The organism is Mesorhizobium sp. C432A, assembly GCF_030323145.1.
Taxonomy (GTDB): domain Bacteria; phylum Pseudomonadota; class Alphaproteobacteria; order Rhizobiales; family Rhizobiaceae; genus Mesorhizobium.
Map to the genome: position 1 here is coordinate 3,917,961 of NZ_CP100470.1, position 24,124 is coordinate 3,942,084.

Sequence of the window (24,124 nt, forward strand, 5' to 3'; positions counted from 1 at the left end):
GAATTCATGGGAGGAAACCATGGCAGCTTCATTTGATCTCAACAACGACGGCGTGGTCGTGATCATCGGCTCCGGCGCCGGCGGCGGCACGCTCGGCAACGAACTCGCCCAGAAAGGCGTCGATGTCGTCATCCTCGAGGCCGGCGCGCGCCACGAATACGAGGATTTCATCAACGACGAGTGGGGTTCCTTCAGCCAGCTCGCCTGGACGGACAAGCGCACAACCTCAGGCGACTGGCGGGTGTCGAAGGATTTCCCGAATTTGCCGGCCTGGATCGTCAAATCGGTCGGCGGCTCGACCACGCACTGGGCCGGCGCCTCGCTGCGCTTCCAGGAGCATGAGTTCAGGACGCTCTCGACCTACGGCAAGCTGGAAGGCGCCAACCTGCTGGACTGGCCGGTCACATTGGCCGAGATGGAGCCGTACTACGCCAAGGCGGAAGCCAAGATGGGCGTCACCGGCACCAATGGCTGGCCGCGCCTGCCCGGCAACAACAATTTCAAGGTGCTCAAGGCCGGCGCCGACAAGCTCGGCTACAAGGAATGTCATACCGGCAACATGGCAATCAATTCGGTCGAGCGGGACGACCGCAACTCCTGCCAACAGACCGGCTTCTGCTTCCAGGGCTGCAAATGGGGCGCCAAATGGTCGACGCTCTATACCGAGATCCCCAAGGGCGAGGCCACCGGCCATCTCGAAGTCCGGCCGAATGCCATGGCGATCAAGATCAACCACGACGCCTCAGGCAAGGTGACCGGCGTCGTCTATGCCGACAAGGACGGCAAGCTGCAGGAACAGAAGGCCCGCATCGTCGCCGTCGCCGGCAACTCGATCGAAAGCCCGCGCCTGCTGCTAAACTCCGAGTCAGCGAAGTTTCCGCAAGGGCTTGCCAATTCGTCGGGGCAGGTCGGCAAGAACTACATGCGCCACACCACCGGTTCGGTCTACGCCATTTTCGACCAACCGGTGCATATGTATCGCGGCACCACCATGGCCGGCATTATCCGCGACGAGGCGCGGCACGATCCCTCACGCGGCTTTGTCGGCGGCTATGAATTCGAGACGCTGTCGCTCGGCTTGCCCTTCATGGCCGCCTTCCTCAATCCCGGCGGCTGGGGCCGTTCCTTCACCACCGCGCTCGACCACTATGATCACATGGCTGGCCTGTGGATCGTCGGCGAGGACATGCCGCGCGCGGAAAACCGCGTCACGCTGCACAAGGACGAGAAGGAGGCGCACGGCATGCCGATCGCCGACGTGCATTTCGATGATCATCCCAACGACACGGCGATGCGCAATCATGCCTACAAGCAGGCCACAGCGCTTTACGATGCGGTCGGCGCGACGCGCTCCTTCCCGACGCCGCCCTATCCCTCAACCCACAATCTCGGCACCAACCGGATGAGTGAAAAGGCGGAAGACGGCGTCGTCAACAAGCACGGCCAGGCGCACGACATCAAGAACCTGTTCGTGTCGGACGGCAGCCAGTTCACCACCGGTGCGGCTGAAAATCCGACGCTGACGATCGTGTCGCTGGCTATCCGCCAGGCCGAATACATCGCTTCGCAAATGTCGGCCAAGACGATCTGAGCCGTCCTCCCGGATCGCTACGCGGAACGCGCATGGCGCGTTCCGCCCTTTTCCCTAGGACACTATGCGCCGACCGGCTGTCCGTCCTTGCGGCGGATGGCGACGACGGACGGCCGCGGCAATTGGCCATCCCTGAAGTCGGGCCACAGCGTCTGCGCCTTGTCGAGCGTCTCTGCATCTTCCGCAGGGTGCTGCACCGACAGGAACAAAGTCGAGCCGTCCGGCGTGAAGCACGGGCCGGTCGCTTCGGCGCCGTGCGGGCAGGTGAACAGCAGCTTCGGCAGGCCGCGCGCCGCACCTTCGGTGTCGACGCCATAGACGCCGTCCGGCAGGTCGAAATCATTGGCGCCGTCCGTCGCCACCCACAGCCGCCCGGCCGGATCGAAGGTGATGTTGTCGGGGCAGACGAACCAGCCATTGTCCGACGTATCCGGATGGAAGGTGGCGCCGACCTTGGCATCCCTGGGATTGCCGCAGAGCACGAACAGGTCCCAGGCATAGTTTTCGGCCGTGTGGTCGGCGTCCGCGCCGCGGCGGCCGGGCGGGATCAGTTCGACAATATGGCCCCAGAGATTTTCCGGCCGCGTGTTGGCCGGATTGACCTTTGACTGGTCGCGCTTCTTGTTCTTGGTCATCACCGCATAGACGCGGCCGGTCACCGGATTGGTCTCGATGTCCTCGGGCCGGTCCATCGGCGTGGCGCCGAGCGCATCTGCCGCAAACCGCGTCTTCAACAGCACCTCGGCCTGGTCGGCAAAACCGTTCTCGACGGTAAGCTTGCCCTGGCCGTGCACCAACGGCAGCCACGTCATCGAGCCATCGGCATCGAAGCGGGCGACCGACAGCACGCCATCGTCGAGCAGATCGGCGCCGGAGGCCGGATTGGCCTTGTCATAGGCCTTGGCCGAGACGAAGCGGTACATATATTCGAAATAGTCGTCGTCACCCATATAGACGACAACGCGGCCGTCCTTGTTGAGGACCACGGTCGAGGCCTCATGCGACATGCGGCCAAGTGCCGTGCGCTTCACCGGCCTGGACTGAGGATCGTAAGGGTCGATCTCGACCACCCAGTCGAAGCGGTTGGCCTCGTTCGGTTCCTTGTCGAGGTTGAAGCGGTCATGGAAGCGGCCGCGGCCATAGATGTCGGAGCCGTCGAAGCCGTAACGGTCGAGCAGGTCGGCAGTCGGCGCCTTTTTCGGGTCGCCGCCGAAAATGTCGGACACGCCTTCCTCGCAGGTCAGCACCGTACCCCAGGGGGTGAAACCGCCGCTGCAATTATAGCTGGTGCCGAGCACTTTCGTGCCAGTCGGGTCGGCCGAAGTTTTCATCAGCGCATGGCCGGCAACCGGTCCGGAAACGGTCATTTCGGTGTTGGCGGTGATGCGGCGGTTGAGCGGGCTGTCCGCCACGCTTGCCCACTTGCCGTCCTTCAATTGCACCTCGACGATCGAATGGCCCATCGCGGCCATGCCGAGATCGACCTGTTCCCTGGTCATCGTCTTGCCGGCATCGCCCTCGGTCATCCCCGGAAACATCACATTGGGCGAGATGTATTCGTTGTTGACGCAGAGCAGGCCATGATCGGAATTCACCGTGCCCTTGGGCAGCGGCATGAAGGCGATGTAGTCGCAATTGTAGCCGAAGCGCTTTTCCTGTTCCTTCGCCGCGACCTTGTTGCCGTCGAATTCGGCGAGGCCGGCTGCAAGCGGGTCGCCCCAGCGCGCGACGATGGTCGTCTCATAGCCTTCGGCGGCGGCATGGGTCTTGCCGTAGACCCGTTTCAGCTCGGGAAAGCCGAGCGTCGACTGCGCTGTGGCGGCATGCGTTTCGCCGGCAAACAAGGAGCCGACAAAGCTGCCGCCGGCAATCAGCGCGCCGGAGGCGAGGCTGCCTTTCAAAAGAGACCGGCGCGAGACGCGCTCGGCAATGATTTCGCGGATGACGGGGGAGGATGAAGACGGTGTATTGGCCATGGTGTCTGCCTCTCAGGGTGGATGTTACGGCGCACCGTTGCCCTAGTCTGCTTAGGCAACATTCACATGACATAAGAGGAAGGTTTTGCCGCAACTGGGCGCGGCACTACGCATCGCTCAGCCCTTGGTGCAGGTCGAGGCGGTGAAGGCGCCGTCGGGCTGCTTCAGAATGATGTCGAATGACGGGGCGGTCTCGCCGTCCAGTGTTGCCTGTGTCATGGAGACGGAGTTGCCACCGGTGGTATAGCCGCCCAGCGGCCCGAGCCAGGTGATCTCGCCATTGGCATTCATCTGATAGTTGTAGCCTTGCGTCGCGGTGCCGAATGTCACCGGGCCGGTATAGACATTGCCCTTGATGGTGATGTCGCCGAGGTTGAGGAAGGCGCCGAGCAGGTAGACCTCGCAATGATAGGTGCCGTCCGGAAGCTTGCCCTCGCTGAAATCGGCGCGCGCGGCGCCGCTCGTTGCCATCAGCAGCAGGATGCCGGAAATGCGTGAGATGCGAGATGTCATGACGTCTCTCTTTTTTTGAAGGGCGAGCTTGCCCTGTTTTTGCGCGGTGCCGCAACATTGTTCGCCCGGAAACCACGGCCGGAGATCAAAAACTAGGCATTTGTCTCAATTGGGCGAAAATTAGGCAAAAGTCGTGTGCGCTGCGCAAATTTGCCTCAATCAATTTTTACCGGCTGCCTTTGTTGTTTCTCCAGCTCATATACCAACCGGCTGATAACGCTCGGCTATTACATCTTTATGAGCGGCGCCTTCGCGTTTGGCACGGCAGTTGCTTTGCATTGTCGCGGTGCAATCAAACAGCTTGGGAGTCTTCGGTATGAGGGGTAATTTCTCCACAATAACAAAAATGTTTTCGGCGGGCGTGATCGCCGCCGGCCTGTCGATGTCGTCTCCGGCCAAGGCCGCCGAAGACACGATCAAGGTCGGCATTCTGCATTCGCTATCGGGGACCATGGCGATTTCGGAGACGACGCTGAAAGACGCCATGCTGATGCTCATCGAAGAGCAGAATGCCAAGGGCGGTCTGCTCGGCAAGAAGCTCGAGGCGGTCGTTGTCGATCCGGCCTCCAACTGGCCGCTCTTTGCCGAAAAGGCGCGCGAGCTGATCTCGAAGGACAAGGTCGCCGCCGTGTTCGGCTGCTGGACCTCGGTGTCGCGCAAATCGGTGTTGCCGGTGTTCTCGGAACTCGACAACATCCTGTTCTACCCCGTCCAGTATGAGGGCGAGGAAAGCGAGCGCAACGTGTTCTACACCGGCGCCGCCCCGAACCAGCAGGCGATTCCCGCTGTCGATTATCTCATGAGCGAAGACGGTGGCTCGGTGAAGCGCTGGGTGTTGGAAGGCACCGACTACGTCTATCCCCGCACCACCAACAAAATCCTCGAGGCCTATCTGAAGGCCAAGGGCGTCGCCGCCGAAGACATCATGGTCAACTACACGCCGTTCGGCTTCTCCGACTGGCAGACCGAAGTCTCCGCAATCAAGAAATTCGGCTCGGCCGGCAAGAAGACCGCCGTCGTCTCGACCGTCAATGGCGACGCCAACGTTCCGTTCTACAAGGAACTCGGCAACCAGGGCATCAAGGCCGAGGACATCCCGGTCATGGCCTTTTCGGTCGGTGAGGAAGAACTGGCCGGTCTCGATACCGCGCCGCTGGTCGGCCATCTCGCTGCCTGGAACTATTTCGAGAGCGTCGACACACCCGAAAACAAGAAGTTCATCGCCGACTGGCACAAGTTCATCAAGAATGACAAGCGCACCACCAACGACCCGATGGAAGCTCACTATATCGGCTTCAACATGTGGGTGAAGGCGGTCGAAAAGGCTGGCACCACCGATCCCGACAAGGTCATCGACGCCATGGTCGGCGTGTCCGTGCCGAACCTCACCGGCGGCTATTCGACCATGATGCCGAACCATCACATCACCAAGCCGGTGCTGATCGGCGAGATCCAGGCCGACGGCCAGTTCGAGACCGTGTCGCAGACGCCCGGCCTCGTGATGGGCGACGAATGGTCCGACTATCTGCCCGATTCCAAGGACCTGATTTCGGATTGGCGCGCGCCTCTGTCCTGCGGCAACTTCAACGTTGCCACCGGCAAATGCGGCGGCAAGGGCACGAACTGATCCCTCCCGGGACCGACCGATCGTGGACGCGTCCACGATCGGTACCGCCAAGCGTCCGGGCGCTTCAGCCCGCCCGGACGCGGAATTTCCCCACAGAAGAGTATCTGAACGGATGATCCTGTTGCGCACTCTCGGCCTCATGCTGGTGTTCCTGGTGGCAAGCCTATTGCCGTCGAACGCAGCCGAAGCCGATCTGCGCGCCATCGTCGCCAAATTCGCCACGGGCACGGGCTTTGCCGCCACTGAGGCCGTCGTGCGCGAACTTGCCGCCACCGGCGATCCGCTGGTCGAGCGCCCGCTTGCAGCGCTCGCCGAAGGCAATCTCTACATTCGTAAAGCCGATTCAGCCGTCTTCGTCGGCAGTGAGGCCGCCGACAGCGTCACGCTGCTCGACCCGCTGAGCGGCGAGAAAGCCGGCGACGCCGCCAAGGCCGACATCACCAAGATCAAGGTCAACAACACGCTGCGCCGCGTCATCCGCGATGCGCTGGGAACGCTGACGTTGCGCGCGAAAGATCCTTCTGTCCGCATCGCCGCCGCCGACACCATGTTCAAGACCCCCGATGCCGCCAATATCGAGCCGCTCGATGCAGCCATTGCCGCCGAGACCGACGCCAAGGTCAAGGCATTGTTCGAACAGGCGCGCGCGGCATCGGTGCTGGTCTCCGACAAGCCGGAGGCCGACAAGCTTGCCGCCATTGCCCTGATCGGCGCGCGCGGCGACCGCGACGCGGTCTCGCTGCTCACCGCGGTCGAGGCCAATGCGCAAGGCGCGGTCAAGGATGCCGCGACGGCGGCAATCGCCAGCATCAATTCGAGCCTGGCGCTGTGGGATGCCGGCCAGAACATATGGTACGGCATCTCGCTTGGCTCGGTGCTGCTGCTGGCCGCCATCGGCCTCGCCATCACCTTCGGCGTCATGGGCGTCATCAACATGGCGCATGGCGAGATGGTGATGCTCGGCGCCTACACCACCTTCGTCGTCCAGCAGGCGATCCGAACCTCATTCCCCGGCCTGTTCGACTGGTCGCTGGTGATCGCGCTGCCGCTCGCCTTCCTGGTTGCCGCTTCCGTCGGCCTGATCATCGAGCGCGGCGTCATCCGTTTCCTCTACGGCCGGCCGCTGGAAACGCTGCTCGCAACCTGGGGCGTCTCGCTTGTCCTGCAGCAGGCGGTGCGCTCGATCTTCGGACCGACCAACCAGGAGGTCGGCAACCCCTCCTGGATGTCGGGATCGTTCGATGTCGGCCAACTCGCCGTCACCTGGAACCGCCTCTGGATCCTGGTCTTCGCGCTCACCGTCTTCGGCGTGCTGCTCTTTGTTATGAAGCGCACGCCCTGGGGCCTGCAGATGCGCGCCGTCACCGCCAACCGCCGCATGGCCGCCTCGATGGGCATCAGGACGCCTTGGGTCGATGCGCTGACCTTTGCGCTCGGCTCCGGCATTGCCGGCATTGCCGGCGTCGCGCTCAGCCAGATCGACAATGTCTCGCCCAATCTCGGCCGCGGCTACATCATCGACAGCTTCATGGTCGTGGTCTTCGGCGGCGTCGGCAATCTCTGGGGCACGCTGGTCGGCGCCTTCTCGCTCGGCATCGTCAACAAGGTTCTCGAACCCTATGCTGGCGCGGTGCTCGGCAAGATCGTCGTGCTGGTGCTGATCATCCTGTTCATCCAGAAGCGCCCGCGCGGCCTGTTCGCGCTCAAGGGCAGGGCGGTGGAAACATGATCACGGGACGCTTCTTCGCCGCGGGTGCCGACCGTCGCATCGCCATCACTATTTTCATCCTGCTGACGGCCGCCATTATCGTGCCGCTGCTCAACCTCGCAGTGTCGCCGCAAAGCGCGTTCTATATTCCGTCCTACATCGTCGCGTTGACGGGCAAGTACCTCTGCTATGCATTGCTTGCCTTGGCGCTCGATCTCGTCTGGGGCTATTGCGGCATCCTCTCGCTCGGCCATGGCGCCTTCTTCGCCCTCGGCGGCTATGCGATGGGCATGTACCTCATGCGCCAGATCGGCTCGCGCGGCGTTTACGGCAATCCGATCCTGCCCGATTTCATGGTGTTCCTGAACTACAAGGAATTGCCCTGGTTCTGGACCGGTTTCGACCACTTCTGGTTCGCCGCCATCATGGTGCTGGCGGTGCCCGGCCTGCTCGCCTTCGTCTTCGGCTGGTTCGCCTTCCGCAGCCGCGTCACCGGCGTCTATCTCTCCATCATCACCCAGGCGATGACCTACGCGCTGCTGCTCGCCTTCTTCCGCAACGACATGGGTTTCGGCGGCAACAACGGCTTGACCGATTTCAAGGATATTCTGGGCTTCAACGTGCAGGCCGACGCCACCCGCTCGGCCCTGTTTGCCGCCAGCGCCATCATACTCGCGCTCGCCGTCTTCATCACCTGGGCGATCGTCGGCTCCAAATACGGCAAGCTGCTAATGGCGGTGCGCGACGCCGAGAGCCGCACCCGCTTCCTCGGCTGGCGGGCGGAGAACGTGAAGCTGTTTGCCTTCACCGTCTCGGCTGTCATGGCCGGCATCGCCGGCGCGCTCTATGTGCCGCAGGTCGGTATCATCAATCCCGGCGAATTCGAGCCGTCCAATTCCATCGAAGTCGTGATCTGGGCAGCCGTCGGTGGGCGCGGCACCATTGTCGGCCCGATCGTCGGCGCGCTGCTGGTCAATGCCGGCAAATCCTGGTTCACCGGCCTGCTGCCGGAGTTCTGGCTGTTTGCGCTCGGCGGCCTGTTCGTCGCCGTAACCCTGTTCCTGCCCAAGGGCATCGTCGGCATGTGGGATTCCTGGCGCGGTAACGCTCGGGCGATGCGGGCTGCAGCGATTGCAGAGGAAGCGGGCACAGACCCTGATGCCCCGCCGCCATCGAAGATCGTGCGCAGCGCAGCAACAACGCCCGGTGCCTGGTCCGCGTCCGGGCCTGAACCGCAGCCGGCGGAATAGAGCGATGTCGAAGTCCAACACCATCCTCTATCTCGACGGCGTCTCGGTCTCCTTCGACGGTTTCCGCGCCATCAACAATCTGTCGCTGGTGCTCGACAAGGGCGAGATGCGCGCCATCATCGGTCCCAACGGCGCCGGCAAGACGACGATGATGGACATCGTCACCGGCAAGACCCGGCCCGACGAGGGCGAAGTGTTCTTCGACGGCCAGGTCGATCTGACCCGGCACGACGAGGCGGAGATCGCCATGATGGGCATCGGCCGCAAATTCCAGAAGCCGACCGTCTTCGAAAGCCACAGCGTCGAAGACAATCTGATGCTGGCGCTGAAGGGCCCGCGCTCGATCTTTCCGGCGCTGTTCCATCGCCGCTCGGCCGCCGAAGCCAGACAGATCGACGACATCCTCGGCATCATCCGGCTGGGCGACAAGCGCCACGATCTGGCAGCCAATCTCAGCCATGGCCAGAAACAGTGGCTGGAGATCGGCATGCTGCTGGCGCAGGACCCGAAGCTGCTTTTGGTTGACGAGCCGGTCGCAGGGATGACCGATGCCGAGACCGAGGAAACCGCGCGGCTGCTCAAGGACATAGCGCGCGAGCATTCGGTCATCGTCGTCGAGCACGACATGCATTTCGTGCGCGAACTCGGCGTCAAGGTCACCTGCCTGCATGAGGGCTCGGTGCTGTCGGAAGGCTCGCTCGATTTCGTCTCGGCCGACGAGCGGGTCGTCGAAGTTTATCTCGGGAGATGAGCATGGTCTGGCGGGTGCAATTCCATCGCTTCGACTTTTCGTTCCTCCGCTTCTGGAGAAGGCGCTGACATGCTCGAAGTTTCCAACGCCACGCTCCATTACGGCGCCGCTCAGGCGTTGCGCGGTGTGTCGCTGACGGCGGGTGCCGGCAAGATCACCTGCGTGCTCGGCCGCAACGGCGTCGGCAAGACCAGTTTGATGAGATCGATCGTCGGCCACCACCGGCTGACGAGCGGAAGCGTTGCCTTCGAGGGGAAGGCGCTCGACCGGAGCGCGGCGTATGATCGCGCCCGGTCGGGCATCGCATTCGTACCGCAGGGCAGGGAGATCTTTCCGCTGCTGACGGTGCGCGAAAACCTGGAGTCCGGCTTTGCGCCGTTGAAGCGCGCCGACCGCAACGTGCCGGCGCATGTCTTCGAACTGTTTCCGGTGCTGAAGCAGATGCTGGGGCGGCGCGGCGGCGATCTCTCAGGCGGCCAGCAGCAGCAGCTCGCCATCGGCCGGGCGCTCGTCATGCGGCCGAAACTGCTGGTGCTCGACGAGCCGACCGAAGGCATCCAGCCCTCGATCATCAAGGACATCGGCCGCGCCATCCACTATTTGCGCGATCAGGCCGGCATTGCGGTGCTTCTGGTCGAGCAATATCTCGATTTCTGCCGCGAGCTCGCCGACGAGGTCAACATCATGGACCGCGGCCAGATCGTCCACACCGGCCCGGCCGAAGATCTCGACCGGGCGGACGTCAGGAAGTTTCTGACGGTTTAACGCAGGTCGACGGCTGCACGGATCGTACACGTCGAAGATTGGCTGAAATGCCCACAATCACTTCGTCATTCTAGGGCGGAGCCAAGGAGCGGAGCGACGCGCGCAGACCCTAGAATCCATGCCGCGACATCAGCCAAAGAGTGCCGCGATGCAGAACAAGATCGCTTCTGCGGCACATTGGCATTCCACATTCTGCACCGTTAATGACGCTTCTTAATCCCGGCATGGATCCCTGGGTCTTCGCTCCGCTTCGCGTCGCTACGCCCAAGGATGATGAAGTCGCGAAGGTCCGCACCCGTTGCGTCGGACTTTCGTCCGAGGCCGCCACACTCTGGCACGCCGAATACTGCATGCTAGTCTTTCCTAGGCCTCGGTGAGTCGGCCGCTTCCGTATCAGTCTGGTTCTGTAGCAGATCGAGGGAATATGCTGGCTCAGCCTGCAAGTTCCACGCAAGCAAGCCACCCTAGCTTCCCTCGCAGTTCTGATTGTCGGTCAATGCGTTCAGATAATCTTGCCAGGAGAATAGGGCTATGGAACGGTTCGTCGAGGACCACCAGAAACGACGGCTGACAGAGCGTGTCGACATCATTACCGCCATCAACATTCTGCGCTCGCAAGGCTACCAGCAGGATGAGCTGATCGGCGAAATCACCAAGGTTTTCTACGTCGACCTCGACACTTACAACGAGATCGTCATAGCGGCCTAAAAACGCCTCGCGCCTGAACGGCCTCATGCGACGCGCTTTAGGTTGTTGTTTTACGTGTGGTGAGGTTCAGGCCCGCTGAATATCAGGCCAGCCTACCCGGCGCGCCGGAAGGCGAGCACACGATTGCGGCCGCCGCGCTTGGCGCCGTAAAGCGCCTTGTCGGCGGCGCTGAGCACCTTGTCGAATTTGGTGCCGCCCTCGCTGCCGAATGCGTAGCCGGCGCTGACCGTGCAGGAGAGCAGGCGGGTCTCGGTATCGATCCGGCGCATGGCAAAACTGGCCCGGATGCGCTCTGCTATGAATTCCACCTTTTCAGGCAAGGTGCGATCGAGCACCAATGCAAATTCCTCTCCGCCCATGCGCGCGGCGACATCGCCTGGCTGGAGATTGGCGGTCAAATCCTTGGCGAATAGTTTCAGCACCTCGTCGCCGGTGGCATGGCCGAACTCGTCATTTATGGCCTTGAAGCCGTCGAGATCGAACACGATCACGGCGGTGAAGGACCGGACCGGTGTTTTGCCGTGAAGGTCGAACAAAGCGCGCCGGTTGAGCAGTCCGGTCAGCGGATCGGTCAGCGCTTCGCGGCGATGATGCTGCGCCAGGCGTCCTTGGTTGAGCGCCAGCGAGAGCGCGCCGATGCCGGTCATGCAGGCGATGACGACGATGAGGCTGAAATCCTCGGCCCAGTTGCTCGGCGCATGGCCAAGCACCAGCCTGCCATCCCAGACAAGTGCACCGGAGCACAGCACGAAGGAAATTCCGGTGGCGGTGTAGAGCCCGGCAATGCCGAGGATCGGGGCAGGGAATTCCGTACGACCCTTCCAGTATTCATAGGCCGTCGCAAACAGGAGCAGCGCGGCAAAGGCATTCTCCAGCATGAAGCCCAGCCCGTCATAGCCAAGCGCTATCGGCGGCAAGGCGACTGCCAGCGAGACGCCGGCGCCGACAGCAATGCGGGGCAGCGGTGACCTCCCTGTCGTGAACTGATGGGCAGCGCCCAGCATGGTCGCGAAGCCGAGCAGCAGGAACGTGAAGCTGGCGAGGCCGAGCAGGCGTCCGGGCGCGTCGATATAGGCCTGGTAGGCGAAGACGTCGGCAACGATCAGAAGCACGCTGACCGCCCAGGTCAGCAGGAATTTTTCCGAGCGCGCGGTAAGCCAGATGCCGAACAGCGTCAGGCCGAGGCAAGCGGCGGAAAACCCGACAGCCAACAGAAGGGAACTGTAGTCGAGCGACATGCCCTCGTCCTTGCGCGCGGCGGCCGGCCTATAGAAAGGACCCGCACCGGATTTATGCAGGAAGGAGGTATCGATAAGGTTACGATGCGCATAAGCTATCACGCTTCGGTTGATCGTAGCAATTCTGGGTTGAAACCCTTTTCAAGGGAAAGCGCTACCCGGATTTCCGGGAAAACCGGTCCGCACTCTTCCTGGAATTGCTCCTAATGCATGTCGCCCAGAAGTGTGCCGCGGTTCTGGGACAACGGCATGCATCAGGACAAAGACTTAAATCGCGACGTATGATCCGGTTCAGCGCGACGCGCTTTAACCGATCAGCTCACCCGCTTCATCAGCGCCATGGCGCCGAACGGCGCGCGCACCTTGCCCTCGGTGATGAAGTAGACGAACACGTCGCGCGGTTTCACCGGCGCGTCGAAAGTCGGATCGGCGCGCCGCAGATCTGCCGGCTGCTTGCCTTGCGCCCAGGTCTTCACCCGCGCTGCCCATTCGTCCAGGCCCTTCGGCGTATAGCAATCCGGATTGTCGTCGCTGCCGGTCTGCAGCCGCGCATAGATAAAATCGCCGGTGATGTCGGCGATACCAGGATATTTGGCATGGTCGGCATAGACGATCGCCGCCTTGTATTTGCGCGCCAGGCTCACAAATTCCGGCACGCTGAAACTGTCGTTGCGCACTTCCAGCGCATGGCGCAGCGCGACGCCATCCTGCTTTTCCGGCAGCAGCTTCAGGAAGGCCTCGAAATCGTCGGCGTCGAACTTTTTCGTCGGCGCGAACTGCCACAGGATCGGGCCCAGCTTGTCGCCCAGCGCGGCAATGCCGGAGCCGAGGAAGCGCGTCATGGACTCGCCGGCTTCGCCAAGCACGCGCCGGTTGGTGACGAAGCGATTGCCCTTCACCGAATAGACGAAACCGTCCGGCGCCTCGCCAGCCCATTTGACGAAGGTCGGCTCCTTGAAGCTGGAATAGTAGGTGCCGTTGACCTCGATGCTCGGCACCTGGCGGCTGGCATAGTGCAGCTGCTTGGCCTTCGACAGTTTGTCCGGATAGAAGGAGGTATCCCAGGGTTCGAAAGTCCAGCCACCCATCCCGGCGCGGATTGTTCCTTGGCTGATCATCGTCTTCCTCCCAGTTCTAAAAATGCGGTCAGGCTATTTTTCCAACCGGTTTGATCATGTCGACCACGGTCCATCCGGGACGGTGGGGATTGGCTCGGCGGCCCGTTTCGTGGAAGCCATAGGCCGTATAGATCTCGATGTTCCGCTCCATGCGCGAATTGGTGTAGAGCCGCACCTCCGGCACACCCCATAGCCGCGCCTGTTCCTGGGCGAAGTCGAGCAGCGCGGTGCCGAGTTTCCTGCCCTGGAAAGCGGGGGAGACCGCGACGCTGAAGATCATCGCATGATCGGGATGGCGCTCAATAACGATCAGCCCGGCGAGTTCCGCGCCGCTCTCCAAGAGCCAGACCTCGCCACGCTCGATGCGTGGCGCATAGTCCTCGGTGACTGGGAGCGGCGGCGCGCCTAACAGGGGCGTGTAGTGCTCATAGGCGGTCTGCGTCAGCGAGACGACTGCGTCGAGATCACCGGCAAGCGCCTGTCGGACTGTCATTCAAAGCTCTCCAGGCGCCCGACCGGTCTGTCAGTTACTCCGCCGCTTCGCGCTTGCCTCCGGGCCGCCGCTCCAAAAGCTCCTTCAGGAACTGGCCGGTGTAGCTGCGCTTTTCGCGCACGATCGCTTCCGGTGTGCCTTGGGCAACCAGCTCGCCGCCGCCATCGCCGCCTTCGGGGCCGAGGTCGAGCACCCAGTCGGCGGTCTTGATGACTTCGAGATTGTGCTCGATCACCACCACCGTGTTGCCCTGGTCGACCAGTTCGTGCAGCACTTCCAGCAACTTGGCGACGTCGTGGAAGTGCAGGCCGGTGGTCGGCTCGTCGAGGATGTAGAGCGTCTTGCCGGTCGCCTTGCGCGACAATTCCTTGGCGAGTTTTATCCGCTGCGCCTCACCACCCGACAGCGTCGTCGCCTGCTGGCCGATATGGATGTAGCCGAGGCCGACCTGCTTCAGCGTGTCGAGCTTGTCGCGCACCCCGGGCACGGCGGCAAAGAAATCGACGCCTTCCTCGACCGTCATGTCCAGGACGTCGGCGATCGACTTGCCCTTGAACACGACGTCGAGCGTCTCGCGGTTGTAGCGCTTGCCGTGGCAGACGTCGCACGTGACGTAGACGTCGGGCAGGAAGTGCATCTCGATCTTGATGACGCCGTCGCCCTGGCAGGCCTCGCAGCGGCCGCCCTTGACGTTGAAGGAGAAGCGGCCCGGCTGATAGCCGCGGGCCTTGGCCTCGGGCAACCCGGCGAACCAGTCGCGGATCGGTGTGAAGGCGCCGGTGTAGGTGGCCGGGTTCGAACGCGGTGTGCGGCCGATCGGCGACTGGTCGATGTCGATGACCTTGTCGAGGAATTCGAGGCCCTCGATGCGGTCGTGATCGGCCGGATGCTCGCGCGAGCCCATGATGCGGCGCGACGCCGCCTTGAACAAAGTCTCGATCAGGAAGGTCGATTTGCCGCCGCCAGACACGCCGGTGACGGCGGTGAAGGTGCCGAGCGGGATTTCGGCAGTGACGTTCTTGAGATTGTTGCCGCGCGCGCCGACGATCTTCAGCCGGCGGTTCTTCTTGGCCTCGCGCCTGACACCGGGCGTGGCGACTTCGAGCGCGCCCGACAGATATTTACCGGTGATCGAATTAGGATTGGCCATCACCTGCTGCGGCGTGCCCTGGGCGATGATCTCGCCGCCATGGATGCCGGCGGCCGGACCCATGTCGACGACGTAGTCGGCATGCAGGATGGCGTCTTCGTCATGCTCGACGACGATCACCGTGTTGCCGATGTCGCGCAGATGCTTCAGCGTGTCGAGCAGGCGGGCATTGTCGCGCTGGTGCAAGCCGATCGACGGCTCGTCCAGCACATAGAGCACGCCGGTGAGGCCGGAGCCGATCTGCGACGCCAGCCTTATGCGCTGGCTCTCGCCGCCCGACAGCGTGCCGGAATTGCGCGACAGCGTCAGATAGTCGAGGCCGACATCGTTGAGGAAGCGCAGCCGGTCGCGGATCTCCTTGAGAACGCGCACCGCGATCTCGTTCTGCTGGTCGTTGAGATGTGGCGGCAGTTCGGTGAACCATTTGTCGGCGTTGCGGATCGACTGCTCGGTGACCTCGCCAATGTGTTTTCCGGCGATTTTGACCGCCAGCGCTTCCGGCTTCAGCCGGTAACCCTTGCAGACCGGGCAGGGCGTCGCCGACATGAAGCGCTCGATCTCCTCGCGCATCCAGGCGGATTCGGTTTCCTTCCACCGCCGTTCGAGATTGGGAATGACGCCCTCGAACGTCTTGGTGGTCTTGTAGGAGCGCAGGCCGTCATCATATTGGAAGGTGACCTCGCGCTCGCCGGTGCCGCGCAGGACGGCTTCCTTGGCCTCTTCGGTCAGGTCTTTGAACTTGTCGCCGAGCTTGAAGCCGTATGCCTTGCCCAGCGCTTCCAGCGTCTGGGCGTAATAGGGTGAGGTCGACTTCGCCCACGGGCTGACGGCGCCGTCGCGCAGCGAGACGTTTTCGTCCGGCACGATCAGGCTGGCGTCGATGGCGCGCTGGTTGCCGAGGCCGTCGCAGGTCGGGCAGGCGCCGAACGGGTTGTTGAACGAGAACAGCCTGGGCTCGATCTCCGGAATGGTGAAGCCGGAAACCGGGCAGGCGAATTTTTCCGAGAACAGGATGCGCTCATGCGTCTCGTTCTTCGATTTGTTGACCGAGTCCTCGCCGGTCTGGCTGGCGTCGAGCGGCCGGTCGGCGAACTCGGCCACCGCCAGCCCTTCCGCCAGCTTGAGCGCCGTTTCGATGGAATCGGCAAGCCGTGTCGCCAGGTCGCCGCGCACGACGATGCGGTCGACGACGACATCGATGTCGTGCTTGTACTTCTTGTCCAACGCCGGCACATCGGCGATCTCATAGAAGACGCCGTCGACCTTGACGCGCTGAAAGCCCTTCTTCTGCAGCTCCAGCAGTTCCTTGCGATACTCACCCTTGCGGCCGCGCACGATCGGCGCCAGCAGGAAAAGGCGCGTGCCTTCCTCGACCGCCAGCACCCGGTCGACCATCTGTGAAACCGTCTGGCTCTCGATCGGCAGGCCGGTCGCCGGCGAATAGGGGATGCCGACGCGCGCGAACAGCAAGCGCATGTAGTCGTAGATCTCGGTGACGGTGCCGACCGTCGAACGCGGGTTCTTCGACGTGGTCTTCTGCTCGATCGAGATGGCCGGCGACAGGCCGTCGATCTGGTCGACATCCGGCTTCTGCATCATTTCGAGGAACTGGCGCGCATAAGCCGACAGGCTCTCGACGTAACGGCGCTGGCCCTCGGCATAGATGGTGTCGAAAGCAAGCGACGATTTGCCGGAGCCCGACAGGCCGGTCATGACGATCAGGCTGTCACGCGGCAGGTCGAGATCGACATTCTTTAGGTTGTGTTCGCGTGCCCCGCGAATGGAAAGGTATTTATGGTCGGCCATCGCCGGTCGCCGCCTCAGGTCTGGTGTCAGTGGGATCGGCGGGTTTTCCCGGCCATTCCCTATGTAGGTATTTTTGCCGCCACGTCGAGAGACGCCACACTTCTCGACCAAAGCCGTTTAACCGTCTTTCGCGCGAAGGGGCAAGCGGAAAGAACAAAGACCGAACACGCTCCTGACAAAGCTGTGCAGAAACTGACAAGGTGTTTCAGAAACTGACCCTGACGTAAGCTCCCGGCGATCACATTTTCCGTAACCGGCTATTCAAGGTTGACGTCGTCGAATCGGGGGCGCACTCTGCCGGAGTCAACGGAGCCGGCCGTCTTTGATGGCCTCGCCGCCCATAGCGGCCTGCGAGACGCCGCAGGTTTTTGCGATTTGTGCTTCGGATTGACACCTGTCGCAACGGACATAGGAGCGGAGCATGACGCCACCGGATAGTCCCTTGAGGCTCCACCTGCTAGTGGAGCCGCGGCGGGCATAAGTGCCAGGTAGTTTCGAGGCATTGAAGTGTATGTGTCCAAATGGACGCATCGCGACAATCCAACAAACCACCCGACAAACCGTGACCTGCCGAATCCCACAAAAATCAGAGACGGCTAGTCGGATCGTCGGCTGAACGCCGCGAAGCATCCGAAATCAAAGTCGGTATAACACTACCGGCAGTTTGGATTTGGAATCCAAGAAAAGCCCCGACCGTTAGCGGAAGCAACGGCGGGGCTGTTCTTTTGTGAGGAAGTCGTCGGCGCAGGCTTTCTCTTCCGTATAGTAACTGGGAAAAGGGGCTACCGGCGCGGCGGCTTGATCCCACCAGTGCCGACATCGACAGTGATGCTGCCGGAAATCCTGACATCGGTGTCGCCGATCTTGAACGTGCCGTTCTCGCCGGCAGGCAGCGCGTCGTCCGGCTCCGGCTGCGGCGCGGGCTTGGCGATGCGGTAGTCGCCGGTCACGCCGGGCAGGGCGCCTTTCCGCGACGTGCTGGTGCTGCCCCCGGCAAAGGCCATGCTCGATGTCGCCGCCGTGATGGCAATGGCTATGGTCAGTCTGTTCAGGTGGTAGCGCATGGCAAGACTATAGTGCCGCGCTCAAGGCGAGGCCAGACCAGCGGCGTTGAAATTGAGGGAACACCGGCCTGCATTCGATACGGTGATCAGGCCGCTGCCTGCTTGCGGGTGTCGAAGACGTGGTCAACGAGGCCCCAGTCCTTGGCCTCCTTCGCGGTCATGAAGAAATCGCGGTCAAGTGTGCGTTCGACCTCTTCGTGGGTGCGGCCGCAATGGTGAGCGTAGAGGTCGGCCATGTGCCGCTTGGTGCGCAAAATGCCTTCGGCGTGACGCTGGATGTCGGAGGCCTGGCCCTGGAAGCCGCCCAGAGGCTGGTGCAGCACGATGCTGGCGTTGGGGAGCGCGATGCGCCGCCCCGGCGTTCCCGCCATCAGCAGGAAGGAGGCCATCGACGCGGCAAAGCCCATGCACACGGTCGACACCGGGCAGCTGACATATTGCATCGTGTCGTAGATGGCGAAACCGCTGGTCACCACGCCGCCCGGCGAGTTGATGTAGAGCGAGATCTCCTTGTCGGGATTGTCCGATTCCAGCGACAGGAGCTGGGCGCAGACCAGCGCCGACATGCCGTCATTGATCTCGCCATTGACGAAGATGATGCGCTCGCGCAGCAGCCGCGAGAAAATGTCGAAGGCGCGTTCGCCGCGGCTCGATTGCTCGATCACCATCGGCACCAGATTGGCAAAGCCGCTCATCTCATTGTCTCCGTTCTGATTTTTCCGGTTCAGGCAGCGCGCAGCAACAGGCGCGGCGCGTTGGCGGCGACTGGCGGCTTGGGCTTGTATGCGTGCAGCGAGAGCAGGCAGCCGGCGCCGGCCATCGCAACCGCAGGCGTTGCCGCCGCGGCAAACCCGTCATGAACAATGCGCAAATGCGTGCCACCGGAAACAGTGCGGGCAAGCGTGAAGGTCACGATGCTGTCCAGCCCATTGGCATCGCCGGTTTCAGAACGCTCGCGCCAGGAATAGCGCAGCAGGCGCCCCGGTTCGGCATCGAGCACTTCGCACTCGATCGGCTTCTCAGGCCCGGCAAAGGCAAAGCGGCTGCCGGTTTCCGGCTTGATGTCGTTCGGCATCATCCATTCCGCCAAAAGCTCCGGCACGGTCAGCGCCCGCCACACTTTTTCCGGTGCGTCCGGCAGATCGCATTCGAAGGCGAGGGCATCCTTGGCGGTCTGCGTCTGCTTTTCGTCGGTCATTGGTCCATGTCCTTCAAAACGACCTTCAGTCTTTCGATGCGCTCCGGCCAGAATGCGCGGTAGCGTTCGATCCAGCCGAGCAGCGGCTCGAGCCCTTGCGGATCGGCGCGATAGTAGGCGTTGCGGCCGGCGCGTCTTTCGCTGACCAGGCCTGCGCCGCGCAGCACGGCAAGGTGCTGCGACACCGCCGGCTGCGACACGCTCATGCCGGTGCGCAACTCCGACACGCTCATCTCGCCGGAAGTCAGCCGCTCGTAGACGGCGCGTCGCGTCGGGTCGGCCAGGGCGCGAAAAATCTCTGCTTCGATCATGGCAAAAGCATAAGTCGATACTTATCGATTTGGCAAGGGGTGTTTTGAATGCCCGTATTGATTGGATCCTGCCGGGCCTCTAAGCCGTGGGGAACAAGATGGGCCGATCATCGCGAGGCAGGAGTAGTATTTATGAATTCCAACGTCGATCTTTCGTCCGCCGAGAACCTCAACGAGGCTCTGAGGCTCTATCGCCGCCTCGTACTCGGTATAGGAGCGATCGCCGTCATCGGTTTCGTGGCCGTGATCTTGTTGGCCAAGCTGGGTACGGCGCTATCGCCGCCACACGGGATTTACATCTTCGGCGAAGGATTGGGGACCTGGGGCCTGATCGCGGTGGTAGCGGCGCTCGTCGCTCAGGTGTGGTGGCACGGGCGCGCGATCGGGAAATTGCTGAATGACCCGGCTCTGAAATCTGAACCTGCAGTCGGGCTGATGTCGGCGCCAACCGTGATCGCACAGCGCGCCCATGGCATGGGCATGGAGTGGAGCGGCTTTTTCGGTCCGTTGCGGCCAGCTAAAAAACGGCGCTGACGACACCGCTTCTCGCCCCTGCGTGTCAGCTAAATCCACGCGCCCGCGTCGGCGATTGCTGCCATTCCTTGACAATCCGTGGTTAACAGTATAGGAACGAAAAGGGAACAAAAACCTTGTGGGAAAAGCCAGCCGCGGCAAGCCAGGATTGTGCGCGGCCTGTAAGGTGAACGACTTGAAATTTGTTTCGGATGAGCACGGAGAAGTGTCATGGCGGGTAGCGTCAACAAGGTCATTCTGGTCGGTAACCTCGGCGCGGACCCTGAAATCCGCCGCCTGAATTCCGGTGATCCGGTCGTCAACATCCGCATCGCCACGTCGGAAAGCTGGCGCGACAAGAACTCCGGCGAGCGCAAGGAAAAGACCGAATGGCACAACGTGGTCATTTTCAATGACCAGATCGCCAAGGTCGCCGAGCAGTACCTGAAGAAGGGCATGAAGGTTTACGTCGAAGGCCAGCTGCAGACACGCAAATGGCAAGACCAGACCGGCGCCGACAAGTACACGACCGAAGTCGTGCTGCAGAAATTCCGCGGCGAGCTGCAGATGCTCGATTCTCGCGGCGAGGGCGGCGGTCAGGTCGGCAACTATGCCGGCGGCGGCGGCGCGAGCCGTGGCTCGGATTTCGGCCAGTCTGGCCCCAATGAGAGCTTCAACCGCGGCGGCAATAGCGGTGGCGGCGGTTCCAAGGGCGGCGGTGGCGGCGGCTCGTCGCGCGAACTGGACGACGAAATCCCGTTCTGAGCTGACGGTAGTTAGCGATATCTGAGGAGAGGGCGCGATGTCGCTCGGACCGCTTCTATCGGCGCGCCCTCCCATTCCATGGCACGCCTTCGCGGCCCTTGCCGCGCTGGCCATTGGCGCTACGCAACTGGCGCTGCCGAAAGGCACGACGCGTCATCATGTCGTCGGCTATACTTGGGCGGCGCTGATGCTGGTCGTCGCCATCTCCAGTTTCTGGATCCAGCAGATACGCCTCGTCGGTCCGTTCAGCCCGATCCATCTCTTGTCGATTTTAGTGTTGATCGCCGTGCCGCTGGCGGTCTGGCACGCGCATATGCATCGGGTCGCGAAACATCGCAGGGTCATGATATCGCTGTATGTTTTCGCCCTGATCGGCGCCGGCGTGTTCACGCTGCTGCCGGGGCGGATCATGCACACGGTCGTCTTCGGCCAGTGACGCTTTCTGAAAGGAAGATTGCCGTGAAAGCACGGATTAAATGGGTCGAGGAGCGCACCTTCGTCGGCGAGTCCGGCAGCGGCCACAAACTGGTGCTGGGGACCGCCCCCGGGCCGGAAGGCAAGACGCCAGGTCCGAGCCCGATGGAGCTGGTGCTGATCGGCACCGGCGGCTGCTCGGCCTATGATGTCGTCCACATCCTCGAAAAAGGCCGCGAGGCGATCGAGGACTGTGTTGTAGAACTCGACGCCGACCGGGCCGAAACCGACCCCAAAGTCTTCACCCGCATCCACATGCATTTCATCGTCACGGGCCACGCGCTGTCGCGCGACAAGGTCCAGCGCGCCATCAACCTGTCGATCGAGAAATACTGCTCGGCCTCGGCCATGCTGGCCAAGACGGCTGTCATCACCCACGATTTCGAGGTCGTCGATACGGCGGTGGAGTAGGGAGCAGGGAGCAGGGAGCAGGGGCTGCCGCTTACCCCGCCATCAGCGCCTTGATGCCATCAGCGACGAACTGAACCGCAAGCGCGGCCAGGATGACGCCGAGCAGGCGGGTGAGGATCGAGCGGCCGGTCTGGCCGAGGATGCGGTCGATGCGCTCCGACAGCACGAACACCAGATAGGTGATGGCAAGGCAGACGAAGATGATGCCGACCAGCGCCGCTTGTGCTGCAAAACCCTGAAAAGAGCCCGACAGTAGCACAGTCGCCGAAATCGCACCGGGGCCGGCGATCAGCGGGATCGCCAGCGGGAAGGCCGCGATGTTGTGGATCATGTCCTTGGTGATGGCGACGTCGCCGATCTTCTCCTTGCGGTCCTGGCGGCGCTCAAACACCATTTCGAACGCGATGAAGAACAGCAAAAACCCGCCGGCGACGCGGAAAGCCGGCAACGTGATGCCGAACACCGACAGGATGGACGCCCCGGCCACCGCAAACAGCGCCATCACCAGGAAGCCGATGATCGAGGCGCGCACGGAAACCTGCTGACGTTCCTCGCGGTTCATGCCGCGTGTCACCGCGAGGAAGAGCGGCGCGAGACCTGGCGGGTCGATGGTCACCAGAATGGTGACGAAGGCGTTGAACAGGCTGTCGAAACTCGGCATCGCTGACCCCTCCCGCCGGGCCGGACCCCTGCGCCACGATAGTGGTAGAGCAAAGCCTGGCCGGTGGGAACCGTCTGAGATGGCGATACCGGAGACGCCGGCTATGTTAGGCGGCAGCGTTGCAATAGGCCTCCAGGCGATAGCCGTCGGGATCGACGATGAAGGCAGCGTAATAGTCCTCGCCATAGTCGGCGCGCAGGCCCGGCGCGCCATTGTCGCTGCCGCCTGCACGCAAGGCGGCGGCATGGAAGGCGACGACACTCTGCCTCGTCGGCGCGGCAAAGCAGAAATGCAGACCGGACTTCTCGTCCGATGGCACTGGCCGCTCCGCGTCGTTCACCCACAGCGCGACGGCTTGCGCACCATAACCCAGTGAGCCTGGCGACTGGCTGAGGCAGGAATAACCGAGCGGCTTTAGCGCGGCATCGTAGAAGGGCTTCGAAACGTTGGTGTCGCGGACGCCGATCGAGACATGGTCAAGCATGCTTTTGGTCACCTTTTTGCAATATGTTGCGTCATCAGTCGTGGGCGACGCGGCGCGCCAGGAACTCGACTTCGAGACGCCATGTCTTGCCATCGTCGTGCGAACGCTCGCCGAGCCAGCGGAAGCTGTCTTTCGTGATGCGCGAAAAGCTCCAGCGGACCGAGGAACCAGTGCCGTCGGCGCCGACCTGCACAATCGTGTCGCCTTCGGCGCGACCAAGCTGGCGGCTGTAGTATTGGTTGCGCGGGTCGCTCCAGAAGATGTGCCAGGCATCCGAGCCGGGATCATAGGCCCGCAGCGTTGTGCCATAGAAAGTCCATTTGCCGAGAGAAGGCGAGGGGCCGGCATCCCGCGCGGGCAGGATCCATACATCCTGGATCGCCCTGCCTTCCAGGACCCAGCCGAAATGCACCTCGCCGCGTCCGGTGAGAACCGTGCCGTCCTCGAGATGGCGCGTGGCATCGAATGTCCAGGCGCCGACGAAGCGGCCGTAGAGATCAAGCTTGTCAGCCAGACCGGGGTTGGGGCCGTCGCTGTGGAGCGCTTCGGCAAAGGAGGATGTACCGATCATACTTGCTGCCTTCGTTGTGTCAGGAGGCTGCAAGCGATAGGCCCCGGCAGGGTGTCGCGCTTGGGAAAAATTGCTATCTTTCAAGCCATGACGACGAGCGAACAAAACCTGGCATCGGGGCAGGGCTGGCATGTGTCCGACGTGCTGTGCACGGCCGGCGCCGGCGACCGCCCGTTCGAGGAGGCGCACGACACCTTCTGCGTTGCCGCTGTCACCAGCGGCACCTTCCGCTACCGCACCAGGCAAGGCGCCGCCATGCTGGCGCCGGGCGCAATCCTGCTCGGCAATGTCGGCGCCTGCTATGAATGCGGGCATGAGCATGGCGCCGGCGACCGTTGCCTGTCCTTCCACTTCGCTCCGGCCTATCTCGACCGCATCGCCAGCGACGTGCCCGGCGCGAGCAAGCTCGCCTTCGGCGTGCCGCATATGCCGCCTTTGCCGGCGCTCGCATCGCTGCTGGCCGAGGCGGAAGCGGCGCGCGAGATGGTCGACATCGACGCCTTTGAAGAGCTTGGCCTGCGAATTGCCGGTGCAGCACTGGCAGTTGCCGGCGCAGCACTGCCCGTCGCCAGCGATGCGGTGCCTGGCGTTCGACCGCCGAGCCGCCGCGACCAGAAACGGGTTGCCGAGGCGGTGCGGCAGATCGAGCTCAATGCCGACAGGCCGGTCTCGCTTTCCGAGCTTGCCTGCGCGACGGCGACCAGCCCGTATCATTTCCTGCGCACCTTCCGGCAGGTCGCCGGCATGACGCCCTATCAGTTTCTGCTGAGAACCCGGCTGCACCGCGCGGCGGTGCGGCTGCGCATGTCAGGCGATGCCATCTCGGCAATCGCCTTCGAGGCCGGTTTCAACGATTTGTCGACGTTCAACCGCCGTTTCCGGCGCGTCATGGGTGAGACGCCTGGCCACTATCGCTCCCGGCGGGTGGCTACCCGCTGACGCGTCTGTCTGCCTCCAGATACGCTCTTGACTTGGAAA

The 24,124-nt window shown here is 62.6% G+C and carries 25 protein-coding genes; 12 read left to right on the plus strand and 13 right to left on the minus strand.

Going from position 1 to position 24,124, the window contains the following annotated elements:
* Window positions 1-19: 19 nt before the first annotated feature.
* Entirely contained in the window at window positions 20-1,591 is a 1,572-nt protein-coding gene (locus NLY33_RS18940) for a GMC family oxidoreductase (protein WP_023706178.1), read from the plus strand.
* Window positions 1,592-1,653: 62 nt separating this feature from the next.
* On the opposite strand, the gene NLY33_RS18945 is transcribed toward NLY33_RS18940, so the two are convergent.
* Together NLY33_RS18945 and NLY33_RS18950 are read right to left on the minus strand one after the other, a co-directional pair.
* Window positions 1,654-3,567: a PhoX family protein gene (locus NLY33_RS18945; protein ID WP_023707486.1), complete on the minus strand. Its 1,914-nt coding sequence runs from the start codon at window positions 3,565-3,567 to the stop codon at window positions 1,654-1,656.
* Between the two features lie 117 nt (window positions 3,568-3,684).
* On the minus strand, window positions 3,685-4,080 hold the full coding sequence (locus NLY33_RS18950; RefSeq protein ID WP_023706180.1) for a hypothetical protein: 396 nt from the start codon (window positions 4,078-4,080) through the stop codon (window positions 3,685-3,687).
* 316 nt (window positions 4,081-4,396) lie between these two features.
* Here NLY33_RS18950 and urtA point away from each other — a divergent pair, with 316 nt between their 5' ends.
* The 6 genes from urtA (at window position 4,397) to NLY33_RS18980 (ending at window position 10,889) form a co-directional block, all read left to right on the plus strand.
* Window positions 4,397-5,707 carry an urea ABC transporter substrate-binding protein gene (gene urtA, locus NLY33_RS18955; protein ID WP_023684621.1) on the plus strand — a complete coding sequence of 437 codons (1,311 nt, stop codon included), beginning with the start codon at window positions 4,397-4,399 and terminating at the stop codon, window positions 5,705-5,707.
* A 112-nt stretch (window positions 5,708-5,819) separates the two neighbouring features.
* Window positions 5,820-7,436 (plus strand): urea ABC transporter permease subunit UrtB, encoded by a 1,617-nt coding sequence (urtB, locus tag NLY33_RS18960; RefSeq protein ID WP_023706181.1) that lies wholly within the window; start codon window positions 5,820-5,822, stop codon window positions 7,434-7,436.
* Window positions 7,433-8,665: an urea ABC transporter permease subunit UrtC gene (urtC, locus tag NLY33_RS18965; protein ID WP_023670933.1), complete on the plus strand. Its 1,233-nt coding sequence runs from the start codon at window positions 7,433-7,435 to the stop codon at window positions 8,663-8,665. The genes urtB and urtC overlap by 4 nt, the downstream gene beginning before the upstream one ends.
* 4 nt (window positions 8,666-8,669) lie before the next feature.
* Entirely contained in the window at window positions 8,670-9,416 is a 747-nt protein-coding gene (urtD, locus tag NLY33_RS18970; protein ID WP_023670934.1) for an urea ABC transporter ATP-binding protein UrtD, read from the plus strand.
* Window positions 9,417-9,485: 69 nt separating this feature from the next.
* The gene (urtE, locus tag NLY33_RS18975) at window positions 9,486-10,181 is read left to right on the plus strand and encodes an urea ABC transporter ATP-binding subunit UrtE (protein WP_023706182.1); all 696 of its coding nucleotides are present in this window, start codon (window positions 9,486-9,488) and stop codon (window positions 10,179-10,181) included.
* Window positions 10,182-10,712: 531 nt separating this feature from the next.
* Window positions 10,713-10,889, plus strand: coding sequence for a hypothetical protein (locus tag NLY33_RS18980; RefSeq protein WP_023670936.1), 177 nt, complete (start codon window positions 10,713-10,715; stop codon window positions 10,887-10,889).
* A gap of 92 nt (window positions 10,890-10,981) precedes the next feature.
* On the opposite strand, the gene NLY33_RS18985 is transcribed toward NLY33_RS18980, so the two are convergent.
* From NLY33_RS18985 to NLY33_RS19020, 8 genes are all read right to left on the minus strand, one after another.
* Complete coding sequence (locus NLY33_RS18985) at window positions 10,982-12,127, minus strand: GGDEF domain-containing protein (protein WP_023706183.1); 1,146 nt, start codon at window positions 12,125-12,127, stop codon at window positions 10,982-10,984.
* A 314-nt stretch (window positions 12,128-12,441) separates the two neighbouring features.
* Entirely contained in the window at window positions 12,442-13,245 is an 804-nt protein-coding gene (locus NLY33_RS18990) for a DUF72 domain-containing protein (protein ID WP_023706184.1), read from the minus strand.
* 28 nt (window positions 13,246-13,273) lie between these two features.
* Window positions 13,274-13,738, minus strand: coding sequence for a GNAT family N-acetyltransferase (locus NLY33_RS18995; protein WP_023706185.1), 465 nt, complete (start codon window positions 13,736-13,738; stop codon window positions 13,274-13,276).
* A gap of 34 nt (window positions 13,739-13,772) precedes the next feature.
* Complete coding sequence (gene uvrA / locus NLY33_RS19000; protein WP_023706186.1) at window positions 13,773-16,694, minus strand: excinuclease ABC subunit UvrA; 2,922 nt, start codon at window positions 16,692-16,694, stop codon at window positions 13,773-13,775.
* A 782-nt stretch (window positions 16,695-17,476) separates the two neighbouring features.
* Entirely contained in the window at window positions 17,477-17,698 is a 222-nt protein-coding gene (locus NLY33_RS19005; RefSeq protein ID WP_032891865.1) for a hypothetical protein, read from the minus strand.
* A 146-nt stretch (window positions 17,699-17,844) separates the two neighbouring features.
* Window positions 17,845-18,453: an ATP-dependent Clp protease proteolytic subunit gene (locus NLY33_RS19010; RefSeq protein WP_023684630.1), complete on the minus strand. Its 609-nt coding sequence runs from the start codon at window positions 18,451-18,453 to the stop codon at window positions 17,845-17,847.
* A 29-nt stretch (window positions 18,454-18,482) separates the two neighbouring features.
* Complete coding sequence (locus NLY33_RS19015; RefSeq protein WP_023706187.1) at window positions 18,483-18,956, minus strand: SRPBCC family protein; 474 nt, start codon at window positions 18,954-18,956, stop codon at window positions 18,483-18,485.
* Entirely contained in the window at window positions 18,953-19,267 is a 315-nt protein-coding gene (locus tag NLY33_RS19020; protein WP_023706188.1) for an ArsR/SmtB family transcription factor, read from the minus strand. Before NLY33_RS19020 ends, NLY33_RS19015 begins: the two co-directional genes overlap by 4 nt.
* A gap of 132 nt (window positions 19,268-19,399) precedes the next feature.
* Here NLY33_RS19020 and NLY33_RS19025 point away from each other — a divergent pair, with 132 nt between their 5' ends.
* From NLY33_RS19025 to NLY33_RS19040, 4 genes are all read left to right on the plus strand, one after another.
* The gene (locus tag NLY33_RS19025) at window positions 19,400-19,801 is read left to right on the plus strand and encodes a hypothetical protein (RefSeq protein ID WP_023706189.1); all 402 of its coding nucleotides are present in this window, start codon (window positions 19,400-19,402) and stop codon (window positions 19,799-19,801) included.
* A 210-nt stretch (window positions 19,802-20,011) separates the two neighbouring features.
* The gene (gene ssb, locus NLY33_RS19030) at window positions 20,012-20,545 is read left to right on the plus strand and encodes a single-stranded DNA-binding protein (RefSeq protein WP_023670946.1); all 534 of its coding nucleotides are present in this window, start codon (window positions 20,012-20,014) and stop codon (window positions 20,543-20,545) included.
* 37 nt (window positions 20,546-20,582) lie between these two features.
* On the plus strand, window positions 20,583-20,981 hold the full coding sequence (locus tag NLY33_RS19035; protein WP_023706190.1) for a DUF2306 domain-containing protein: 399 nt from the start codon (window positions 20,583-20,585) through the stop codon (window positions 20,979-20,981).
* A gap of 23 nt (window positions 20,982-21,004) precedes the next feature.
* Window positions 21,005-21,430 (plus strand): OsmC family protein, encoded by a 426-nt coding sequence (locus NLY33_RS19040; RefSeq protein ID WP_023706191.1) that lies wholly within the window; start codon window positions 21,005-21,007, stop codon window positions 21,428-21,430.
* Between the two features lie 31 nt (window positions 21,431-21,461).
* Here NLY33_RS19040 and NLY33_RS19045 read toward each other — a convergent pair whose 3' ends face one another.
* From NLY33_RS19045 to NLY33_RS19055, 3 genes are all read right to left on the minus strand, one after another.
* The gene (locus NLY33_RS19045; protein ID WP_023670949.1) at window positions 21,462-22,091 is read right to left on the minus strand and encodes a MarC family protein; all 630 of its coding nucleotides are present in this window, start codon (window positions 22,089-22,091) and stop codon (window positions 21,462-21,464) included.
* A 106-nt stretch (window positions 22,092-22,197) separates the two neighbouring features.
* Window positions 22,198-22,575 (minus strand): VOC family protein, encoded by a 378-nt coding sequence (locus NLY33_RS19050; protein ID WP_023706192.1) that lies wholly within the window; start codon window positions 22,573-22,575, stop codon window positions 22,198-22,200.
* 34 nt (window positions 22,576-22,609) lie between these two features.
* A complete protein-coding gene (locus NLY33_RS19055; RefSeq protein ID WP_023706193.1) occupies window positions 22,610-23,146 on the minus strand; it encodes a hypothetical protein in 537 nt (178 codons plus the stop codon).
* Window positions 23,147-23,233: 87 nt separating this feature from the next.
* Here NLY33_RS19055 and NLY33_RS19060 point away from each other — a divergent pair, with 87 nt between their 5' ends.
* Window positions 23,234-24,085, plus strand: coding sequence for a helix-turn-helix transcriptional regulator (locus NLY33_RS19060; RefSeq protein ID WP_023706194.1), 852 nt, complete (start codon window positions 23,234-23,236; stop codon window positions 24,083-24,085).
* Window positions 24,086-24,124: the final 39 nt, after the last annotated feature.

Excerpts from the sequence above, each read along its gene's own strand:
- NLY33_RS18940 (WP_023706178.1), top strand. The coding sequence starts at position 20 with ATGGCAGCTTCATTTGATCTCAACAACGACGGCGTGGTCGTGATCATC.
- NLY33_RS18945 (WP_023707486.1), bottom strand. The coding sequence starts at position 3,567 with ATGGCCAATACACCGTCTTCATCCTCCCCCGTCATCCGCGAAATCATT.
- NLY33_RS18950 (WP_023706180.1), bottom strand. The coding sequence starts at position 4,080 with ATGACATCTCGCATCTCACGCATTTCCGGCATCCTGCTGCTGATGGCA.
- urtA (WP_023684621.1), top strand. The coding sequence starts at position 4,397 with ATGAGGGGTAATTTCTCCACAATAACAAAAATGTTTTCGGCGGGCGTG.
- urtB (WP_023706181.1), top strand. The coding sequence starts at position 5,820 with ATGATCCTGTTGCGCACTCTCGGCCTCATGCTGGTGTTCCTGGTGGCA.
- urtC (WP_023670933.1), top strand. The coding sequence starts at position 7,433 with ATGATCACGGGACGCTTCTTCGCCGCGGGTGCCGACCGTCGCATCGCC.
- urtD (WP_023670934.1), top strand. The coding sequence starts at position 8,670 with ATGTCGAAGTCCAACACCATCCTCTATCTCGACGGCGTCTCGGTCTCC.
- urtE (WP_023706182.1), top strand. The coding sequence starts at position 9,486 with ATGCTCGAAGTTTCCAACGCCACGCTCCATTACGGCGCCGCTCAGGCG.
- NLY33_RS18980 (WP_023670936.1), top strand. The coding sequence starts at position 10,713 with ATGGAACGGTTCGTCGAGGACCACCAGAAACGACGGCTGACAGAGCGT.
- NLY33_RS18985 (WP_023706183.1), bottom strand. The coding sequence starts at position 12,127 with ATGTCGCTCGACTACAGTTCCCTTCTGTTGGCTGTCGGGTTTTCCGCC.
- NLY33_RS18990 (WP_023706184.1), bottom strand. The coding sequence starts at position 13,245 with ATGATCAGCCAAGGAACAATCCGCGCCGGGATGGGTGGCTGGACTTTC.
- NLY33_RS18995 (WP_023706185.1), bottom strand. The coding sequence starts at position 13,738 with ATGACAGTCCGACAGGCGCTTGCCGGTGATCTCGACGCAGTCGTCTCG.
- uvrA (WP_023706186.1), bottom strand. The coding sequence starts at position 16,694 with ATGGCCGACCATAAATACCTTTCCATTCGCGGGGCACGCGAACACAAC.
- NLY33_RS19005 (WP_032891865.1), bottom strand. The coding sequence starts at position 17,698 with ATGGCCTTTGCCGGGGGCAGCACCAGCACGTCGCGGAAAGGCGCCCTG.
- NLY33_RS19010 (WP_023684630.1), bottom strand. The coding sequence starts at position 18,453 with ATGAGCGGCTTTGCCAATCTGGTGCCGATGGTGATCGAGCAATCGAGC.
- NLY33_RS19015 (WP_023706187.1), bottom strand. The coding sequence starts at position 18,956 with ATGACCGACGAAAAGCAGACGCAGACCGCCAAGGATGCCCTCGCCTTC.
- NLY33_RS19020 (WP_023706188.1), bottom strand. The coding sequence starts at position 19,267 with ATGATCGAAGCAGAGATTTTTCGCGCCCTGGCCGACCCGACGCGACGC.
- NLY33_RS19025 (WP_023706189.1), top strand. The coding sequence starts at position 19,400 with ATGAATTCCAACGTCGATCTTTCGTCCGCCGAGAACCTCAACGAGGCT.
- ssb (WP_023670946.1), top strand. The coding sequence starts at position 20,012 with ATGGCGGGTAGCGTCAACAAGGTCATTCTGGTCGGTAACCTCGGCGCG.
- NLY33_RS19035 (WP_023706190.1), top strand. The coding sequence starts at position 20,583 with ATGTCGCTCGGACCGCTTCTATCGGCGCGCCCTCCCATTCCATGGCAC.
- NLY33_RS19045 (WP_023670949.1), bottom strand. The coding sequence starts at position 22,091 with ATGCCGAGTTTCGACAGCCTGTTCAACGCCTTCGTCACCATTCTGGTG.
- NLY33_RS19050 (WP_023706192.1), bottom strand. The coding sequence starts at position 22,575 with ATGCTTGACCATGTCTCGATCGGCGTCCGCGACACCAACGTTTCGAAG.
- NLY33_RS19055 (WP_023706193.1), bottom strand. The coding sequence starts at position 23,146 with ATGATCGGTACATCCTCCTTTGCCGAAGCGCTCCACAGCGACGGCCCC.
- NLY33_RS19060 (WP_023706194.1), top strand. The coding sequence starts at position 23,234 with ATGACGACGAGCGAACAAAACCTGGCATCGGGGCAGGGCTGGCATGTG.